The organism is Corynebacterium tuscaniense (assembly GCF_008693065.1).
Lineage (GTDB): Bacteria > Actinomycetota > Actinomycetes > Mycobacteriales > Mycobacteriaceae > Corynebacterium > Corynebacterium tuscaniense.
This window is the reverse complement of record NZ_VXKH01000023.1, coordinates 19,581-27,133: the sequence shown is the minus strand read 5'-3', so window position 1 is coordinate 27,133 and position 7,553 is coordinate 19,581. Positions and strand designations below refer to the sequence as shown.

General features: G+C 59.6%; 8 protein-coding genes. 3 read left to right on the top strand and 5 right to left on the bottom strand.

Features of this window, described 5'->3' with window-relative positions:
* Together F4V54_RS05940 and cmtR are read right to left on the bottom strand one after the other, a co-directional pair.
* The coding region (locus F4V54_RS05940; RefSeq protein WP_150386558.1) for an HAD-IC family P-type ATPase at positions 1-948 on the bottom strand (948 nt) is incomplete at its 3' end.
* Positions 945-1,304: a Cd(II)/Pb(II)-sensing metalloregulatory transcriptional regulator CmtR gene (gene cmtR, locus F4V54_RS05935; RefSeq protein WP_034662574.1), complete on the bottom strand. Its 360-nt coding sequence runs from the start codon at positions 1,302-1,304 to the stop codon at positions 945-947. The genes cmtR and F4V54_RS05940, both read right to left, overlap by 4 nt.
* 377 nt (positions 1,305-1,681) lie before the next feature.
* Between cmtR and F4V54_RS05930 the strand changes: the two genes are divergently transcribed.
* The gene (locus tag F4V54_RS05930) at positions 1,682-1,942 is read left to right on the top strand and encodes a HigA family addiction module antitoxin (protein WP_034662570.1); all 261 of its coding nucleotides are present in this window, start codon (positions 1,682-1,684) and stop codon (positions 1,940-1,942) included.
* 91 nt (positions 1,943-2,033) lie between these two features.
* On the opposite strand, the gene F4V54_RS05925 is transcribed toward F4V54_RS05930, so the two are convergent.
* Positions 2,034-3,071: an FUSC family protein gene (locus F4V54_RS05925; protein ID WP_052092549.1), complete on the bottom strand. Its 1,038-nt coding sequence runs from the start codon at positions 3,069-3,071 to the stop codon at positions 2,034-2,036.
* A gap of 92 nt (positions 3,072-3,163) precedes the next feature.
* The gene (arfB, locus tag F4V54_RS05920) at positions 3,164-3,607 is read right to left on the bottom strand and encodes an alternative ribosome rescue aminoacyl-tRNA hydrolase ArfB (RefSeq protein ID WP_034662568.1); all 444 of its coding nucleotides are present in this window, start codon (positions 3,605-3,607) and stop codon (positions 3,164-3,166) included.
* Positions 3,608-3,709: 102 nt separating this feature from the next.
* Between arfB and F4V54_RS05915 the strand changes: the two genes are divergently transcribed.
* Positions 3,710-4,219: a DUF1707 SHOCT-like domain-containing protein gene (locus F4V54_RS05915; RefSeq protein ID WP_150386557.1), complete on the top strand. Its 510-nt coding sequence runs from the start codon at positions 3,710-3,712 to the stop codon at positions 4,217-4,219.
* Here the strand turns inward: F4V54_RS05915 and F4V54_RS05910 are convergent, their stop codons facing one another.
* The gene (locus tag F4V54_RS05910; RefSeq protein ID WP_102723213.1) at positions 4,220-4,897 is read right to left on the bottom strand and encodes a YoaK family protein; all 678 of its coding nucleotides are present in this window, start codon (positions 4,895-4,897) and stop codon (positions 4,220-4,222) included.
* Between the two features lie 536 nt (positions 4,898-5,433).
* On the opposite strand from F4V54_RS05910, the gene F4V54_RS05905 reads away from it, so the two are divergent.
* Positions 5,434-7,545: a YhgE/Pip domain-containing protein gene (locus F4V54_RS05905; protein ID WP_249041241.1), complete on the top strand. Its 2,112-nt coding sequence runs from the start codon at positions 5,434-5,436 to the stop codon at positions 7,543-7,545.
* Positions 7,546-7,553: the final 8 nt, after the last annotated feature.

Genomic DNA, 7,553 nt, shown 5'->3' with positions numbered 1-7,553 from the left:
GACCACGCCGAACTGGCTGGCCGCGCCGATCGCGGCTACGACCGTCAGCGGCACGGAGATTGCCAGCGCGCACGGCGATGCTGCGACCAGGACTACCAATGCCCGGGTAATCCACGTCTCAGGGTCGCCGAGCAGCGAGCCAATCACGCCGACCAGCATCGCCAGGATCATCACCCCGGGCACTAGGGGTTGGGCAATCCGGTCGGCGATCCGGGCGCGGTCGCCCTTTTCCGCCTGCGCCTGCTCGACCAGGTCCACGAGTGTGGTCAGCGAGTTGTCCGTTCCAGCTGCGGTCGTCTCGACCTCCAGCACGCCGGCGGAGTTGATTGCTCCCGCGGGCACCTCGTCGCCGGGTGCAACCTCTTCCGGAATGGATTCTCCGGTGATCGCTGAGGTGTCAAGGCTGGAGCGCCCAGACCGAATGATGCCGTCTGTGGCGATTCGTTCCCCGGGGCGAACAAGCATCAGCTCGCCAGCCACGAGGTCCTTCGCTGCGACCTCGACCGTCGTACCGTCGCGCAGCACCGTCGCGGTCTGCGGTACCAACTTCAACAGTGCCCGCAGGCCGCCCTGTGCCCGGTCCATTGCCTTGTCTTCCAGCGCCTCGGCGATCGAGTACAGGAACGCTAGCGCCGCGGCCTCTCCGACGTAACCGAGGATTACCGCGCCGACCGCGCTGATCGTCATCAGCAAACCAATGCCGAGCTTGCGCTTCGTGACAAGGTTTCGGATCGCGTCGGGCGCGAACGTATACGCCCCTAGCAGCAGGCCGACCCAGAACAGTACTGTCGCGGGTGTCTCTACCCCGGACCAGTCCAGCGCCAGGCCTATGCCGAGGGCTACGCCGGAGAAGATCGGCAGTAGCAACTCGGGGTCCTTCCACCATGGCCGATCGAGTTCTTCGATCTCTGTGGCGGGTTCGTGTGCGCATCCACACGCCGAGCTCATGCGTCCGCTCCCTTCTCGCCGCAGCCGGGCACCGAGCATTCAGGGTCGATGCACGGGGCGTTTTCGTCGACAGCCAACGTCGCGTTTACCAGCGCGTTGAGCGCTGCCGCGAGGTGCGGATCGGCGATTTCGTAGCGTGTCTTGCGGCCCTCCGGCTCGGCGACGACGATGCCGCAGTCGCGCAGGCAGGTCAGGTGGTTCGAGACGTTCGAGCGGGTCAGGTCCAGGTCGCGCGAAAGCACGGCCGGGTAGCTCGGGCCGTCGAGTAGTGTCATCAGGATTCTGGAGCGCGTCGGATCCGCCATGGCCCGGCCGAGCCGGTTCATGACGTCGAGGCGTGAAGCAATGGTCAGCATGTGCTGAATAATACATCGTGTGCTGAACTATTCAAAATGTGCTGAACTGACAGTTACGCGAAGGTCCTGCGACCTGCAAGAATTAGTCGATGGGATAGCAGATGACTGATCCTTTGTGGTTCGGCTGCCACCCAACGCGGGAGCGACGTGGGCGGCGAGGTTCTCGAGAAAGCAACTTTGCAACTACATACCGTGGAGTTCAAATTTAACGTTTAGCGTTATTGATGCGTCGCGTTATGGGGGTAGCGTGAGTATGATCCAGTCGTTCGCTAGTAAGCGCACTGAGCGTCTTCGGTGGACGGCAGCTGGTCCAGAGGAGGTCGAGATCGTTGACTATCACTGACAAGCTTCCACCAGTGCACCCTGGTGAAATTCTCATGGGGGACTTCCTCAAGGAGATGGGGGTTATCCAGCACAAACTCGCTGTTTCCATCGGCGTTCCACCGCGCCGGATCAACGAGATTATTCACGGGAAGCGGGCTGTTACCGCCGACACTGCACTCCGTTTAGAGAAATATTTTGGGATGAGCCCGCAATTCTGGCTCGGGTTACAAACCCAGTACGACTTGGATGTGGCCGAGGACAAAATCCTCGCCGAGATTGAGCAGATTCAGCCGGTCCAAGCTGCCTCGGCATAGCTGTGGTAGTTCAATCCAAGCCATGATGAGATTCGTCTTTGGAGCCTGCGCTTTTTAACGAGCTTCGGTGCTTCGTGGGTGCTTAGTTCGGTTACTTGTCACGCCGAGGCGATATGGCGATAGGGTTGGCACGCACGTACCCCACAGCGATGATCGTCAGGGCAGCCACCGCGCCAAGCATGGTTTCGGCGGTGCGGGCGAGCAGCATTGGGACGACGGGAGCGGCGTCCACAACTTGCACCATCAGCAGTGCGGTCGGGGTGATGAAGCTGGCAGCGATGGTGTAGTTGCGGGTCACGTACATCTCGGTCAGGTACTGAAGGATGACTATCCACACGACGATCTGCCAGCCCTGCAGCGAGTGTGACAACAGGAAGCCGGTGATGGCGATGCCTGTCAGGGTGCCTAGGACGCGTTCGATGGCGCGGAAGTACTGCATCTTGAACCGGGAGTTCACCAGGGGAGCGGCGGCGGCGACCATGGCCCAGTAGGAGTGGGAGAGGGAATCGATGAGCGCCACGGAAATCAGCCCCAAGGTGCCGGCGAGCAGCGGGGCGAAGAAAAACCGGTTGGCTTCCAGCACAAGGCGCTGGCGTGGTACTCGGCCGGCGTCAGGGGCGCGGGTGGGGACCTCATCTTCTTTCGCATCTCCGCCGGGACCTTCACCGATGAGGTGGGAAACTTGCCCTAGTAGGAGACTCACCAGAGCCGCGCCACCCGCGATGGCGCAGGCGAGCAGGGGATGAACGGGGTTGCTCAAGGAACCGACAGCAGCGATGGAGAAGATGATAAACACGGACCCTGTTGGCTTCATATCTGTAGCTAGTGCAATCGTCGCCCAAATCGACGATGCAAAAGCCGTTACGATCATCAGGATCCACGGGCTGACACCGAACCATGCGATGGTCGCGCCGAGAGTAACCATGAGGGTGAGCGCTACGCCAGAGAGGATGTGGTGCTTCAGACGGGTCTTGCGCGTGGTGTGGCGACCGTACACGCCGGTGAAGGCGCCGAAGTTTGCGTAAATTGCAAGATCGAGTCGACCGAGCGCTAACAGCGTGAACATCGGTATGGCCACGCCGAGTGCGGTTCGGAAAGCCGGAATGTGGTCGCGTTGTGCAGGCCTCATGGTGAAGAGTGGACTGAAATGACGCAACCGTGGCCTCCATGCCTATTGATTGTTGTGACAGCGACACTGTAGCGGGTCGTGCTCGTGGGGCATTAAGGAAGGTCGGGGCGTCGCCTCAAGGATTTGAGTTCTGAGCGCCTCTTTTTCGCTTCACGACGGCGCCTCATCGCGCCCTGCGTCGGTTTCGTTTTGCGTCGCGGGGGAGGAGGCGGGGCGAGCGCTCCTCTCAGCAGGGCAGCCATGCGGTCACGAGCCTCCGCGCGGTTGCGGGCTTGGGACCGCTGTGTGGACACGGAGACGGTGAGTACAGTGCCGTTGAGGCGGCGGCGGAGGTTGTGGAGGACGCGGCGACGGTGTGCGTCGGAAAGCGATGCGCACGTTGCGATGTCGAGGGAGAGCTGAACTTTACTGTCCGTCGTGTTCACACCCTGGCCGCCCGGACCCGATGACCTGGAGAAGCGTTCCGTCAGGTCGGCGGCGGCGATGATGACACCGTCGGGGATCCCCGGGCCGGGAGCGATGGTCAGGTCTTTCATGCCGTCCACTGTACTTTTGGCACAGTAGAAAGGGAGCGGGGCAGGTACGATTGCAGACCTATCCGTTCTGTAGCGAACCGTGTAGAGGAAGGTTTGAGCGATATGACATCACAATTCGATCCGTCCGAGGTCCGTGTAGGCGACTCCGAACGGACGGCCGCGCTTGACCAACTCGGGCAGCATTTTGCCAACGGCTACTTGAACGTTGAGGAATTTGAGGAGCGCACAGCACGAGCAGCAGTCGCACGGACCCGCGCGGATGTAGCAAAACTGTTTGGGGATTTGCCGGATGCGGAAGATGGCCAGAAGGCTCAGATCAGCACAGGCGAACTCGATGACATGCTGGAGCGAAAAAGGAAGCTGGATCGTGCGCTCGGCCTTATTTGGTCGGTCACGATAGCGGTGTTTTTTGTAGGGCTTTTCGCGTTCGATTGGGATTATTTCTGGGTGGTATTTCCCATTGCCGGCTTGGCAACGTGGGGGCTGTACGAGTTCTACGGGATTAGTGGTGAAGAAGACGAAGTCCTCGACAAGATCATCGAGGACGAAGGATTGTCTCGCGCTGAGCGCTTGCGCATTGAGCACAAACGCCGCAAGGAACTGGGGAAGTAATTAGACGGGCAACCCGCGAACACGTCTGCGGTGACGGTTGAATATCGCCACAGCGGTTCCGGCGCAAAGCAAGCCGGTGACAACCCACACGGACTTCAAGCCAAACACCACGTAGCAGCGACCGCCAAGCAGTGCGCCACATGCGAGGGAGAACCAGAGCGCAAAATTGATCAGCCAGGCGCTGTGAGGCCCGCCGAAGAACGCACCAACGAAGCGTTGAGACATCTTCACCAGGGTGCCAGTCGTATAAGTGAGGGAAATGGTGACTTCACCATCACGTTCAAAGGTGGAGTTCATTGCGCCAACGGTGAAAGCGAGGAAGTAAACCGATAGTCGCTCGTGCCCAAGTGCCAGGAATAGTGAGGAAACACCAGACATTGCGCAGATGAACAGCAGCACGGCTTCCCGCGTTCTGGTGGGGGGTAGGTGCCGGTGGCCAAGCTGACTAATCAAAGCGCCGACGGCCACACCTACGAGGAATGTGATCATGACGCTGCCGGCGATGGACACCACATCCCATTTGCCTGCGTTGACTGCCGCGGTCAGGCGCGTGGTGTTGCCCGACATGAATGACAGAAAGTATCCGCCCAGGTACAAGAAGCCGATCGTGTCTACGAAGCCGGTGATTGAGGACAAATAAATTGCGAGTGCGTGTTCGCCTCTGCGATATTTGCTCATCATTCCCCCCTTTTTATTCCTTTAGTGTTTGATTCTTATTTCGCACATATTAATCATTACGAGTCGTTTCCGCCAAGACTACCGCCGACTTTGGATGCGCAGAATCAGGGGAGGGGACGTGCCAGATAAGTCGCTAAAAAGACGAGTTGAACGGGTGTGTGCGACGCGTATTCCCAGCTAAGGTTCCTTCCCGTTGCTCGTGTTGGTGTGCCCGTTTAACTTGCTTTGGTAGCTAATCTCGTTGGTCTGAATGTAATTTGTTTCCGGTTTGGTGTGGGGGTGGGCGGTGGCTTGGTGGATGTTGGGGGCGCCGATAAGCTTCGAAGCCGTTTAAAACGGCGGTGAGCTGCGGGAAGGGCCAATTAAGGGGTGAGCCACCGAAAAAATCTATGGAAGCTGAAAATTTTTCATCCGATACTTCGTAATTCTTCGCGTCCGCATACTATATTCCTCTACAAAGTAATTTGGATCACGTCCTTGTGGTGAGTGTGCTGTTGCACATGATGGCAAGGTGTTGGCAGGAAAGAGGTAATCGTTTGAGCACCGCAGTCATCCCTGAGGGCGACAACGCTTCCCAGGATTCAACTGTTGAGGCTGGGGATATGAATCGCCTGGAACGCCTCCTCATGTGGCGGCCTTTCTCCACGACGGCGCGAACACTTATCATCCTGGCTCTCGTAGTCCCCTTGCTGTTCTCGGGCTTGTTCATGTGGGCCATGTGGGATCCGACTGGGTCCGTGCCGCAGACGCGCCTCGCCGTGGTCAATGAAGACAAGGGGGTGGACCGTGGTGAGGGCGCCGGGCTGGAGAAATTCGGCGACGACGTGGCAAAAGGCTTGACCTCCCGTGACTACCTTGACTTCACGCAGGTCTCCGCGGAGGAGGCCCGTGATGGCCTGCTGAAGGGCAAGTACCTGTTCACGGTGACGATTCCGGAGGATTTCTCTGAAAACGTTGTGACCGTGATCGATCCGGAGCCGAAGCAGGCAGAGATCCTCATTGACTACAACGATTACAACGGCACGAACGGTGCCGTCCTGACCTCGGGCCTTGTTCCGAAGATTCAGACTGAAGTTGCTTCGCAGGTGGCCAAGACCTACGCGGAGCAGGTTCTGTCCGGCATTAATCAGCTGGGTGACGGCATTCGCGCTGCAGCTGACGGTTCGAAGCAGCTTGATGCCGGCGTGGGGCAGCTCAAAGACGGCGCCGGCCGCGCGATCGACGGCATCAATCAGCTTGACGACGGCGCGAATCAGCTCCACGACGGCACCACCCGCCTTGTTTCCGGCACCGGTGAACTCAATGATGGCGCATACCAACTCAAGGACGGTCTGAACCAGCTCAGTGACGGTACTGACCGCCTGGCAGACGGTGCTCGTCAGATCGACGAAGGCGTGAACAAGCTTACCGGCATGCTCATCCCCGTGCTGGAGGGAGTAGAAGGGGCCGCTGGGCAGCTGCGCCCGGTCATTGATACGCTGCGCTCCGTCGGCATGCATGAGCAGGCGGACAAGATTGAAAGCTCCCTCGGTCGTATCATGCCTGGTAGTGATACCAACGTGGTGAATGACCTCCGGCGCCTGAGCGCGGGTACCGGTGAGCTTCATGCCAACTTGTCTGACCCGAACATGCCGTACCGCAATGGTCTGAACCGTCTGGTGGATGGTGCTAGTCGCCTCGCCGAAGGTACGGACACGTTGAAGGATGGCGCGAATCAGCTTAACGACGGCACGGGGCGCCTCGTCGACGGCACCGGCCAGCTCGCCGATGGTGGTGCGCAGCTCGGTGACGGCATCGGCCGTCTGAAGGACGGTTCGGAGGAACTGTCCACCAAACTGGGCGACGGTGCGAAGCAAGCACCCGCAGTGAAGTCCCTTGATGCCTCCTCCGAACAGATCGCTGTGCCGATCCTGTTCCAGGAAGCAAACCTTCACCCGACGCAGGTTGTTGTTGACCCGGCTGACCCGACCGTGAAGAAGCCGTCCAGCGGTTTCTCCATCCTCGGCCTTATTGTGATCAACTTCCTGCTCATGGCGGTTGTCTCGATTCTATTGCCGCACGCGATTGGACGCCGCCACAAGGCGTCTGGCCCGGTTGGCCCGGTGATGAGCGCGTGGGTCCGCATGTTCGGTATCAACGTGGGTCTGACTGCGCTGCTCGCCTTCGTGTCTGCCTCCCTGGGTTGGCGCCCGAGTAGTTGGATCGTGGCCATCCTCGCACTGCTGATCATCGATGCGGCAGGCACATCCATCTTCCAGTTCTTCCGCATCCTCTTCGGACGCGTCATCGGTGCTCTGTTCAACGTCGGATTCTTTGCCATGGGTCTGTTTGTGGCCGGTGCCGTGTGGCCGCTGTCCACCCTGCCGGGACCGCTCGCAGCCCTGAACCCACTGCACCCGATGAGCCATGCACGCAACCTGTTCGTTCGCTCTGTCGATGGCATTTACGACGGCACGTTCTGGCTCGCCTTCACCGTCCTCGTTGTCGCGGGACTGGTGGCGGTAGGGGCGTCCATCGTGATCTACGACGCTCGCCGCAAGGCCCTGCACATCCAGGACCCGAACGAGAACGAGCGTCAGCGCAAAGAATACGAACGTGAGATCCGCGAAGGTGAAGAGCCACTGGAGTCGGTGTTTTCCCGCAGCTAATCACTGGA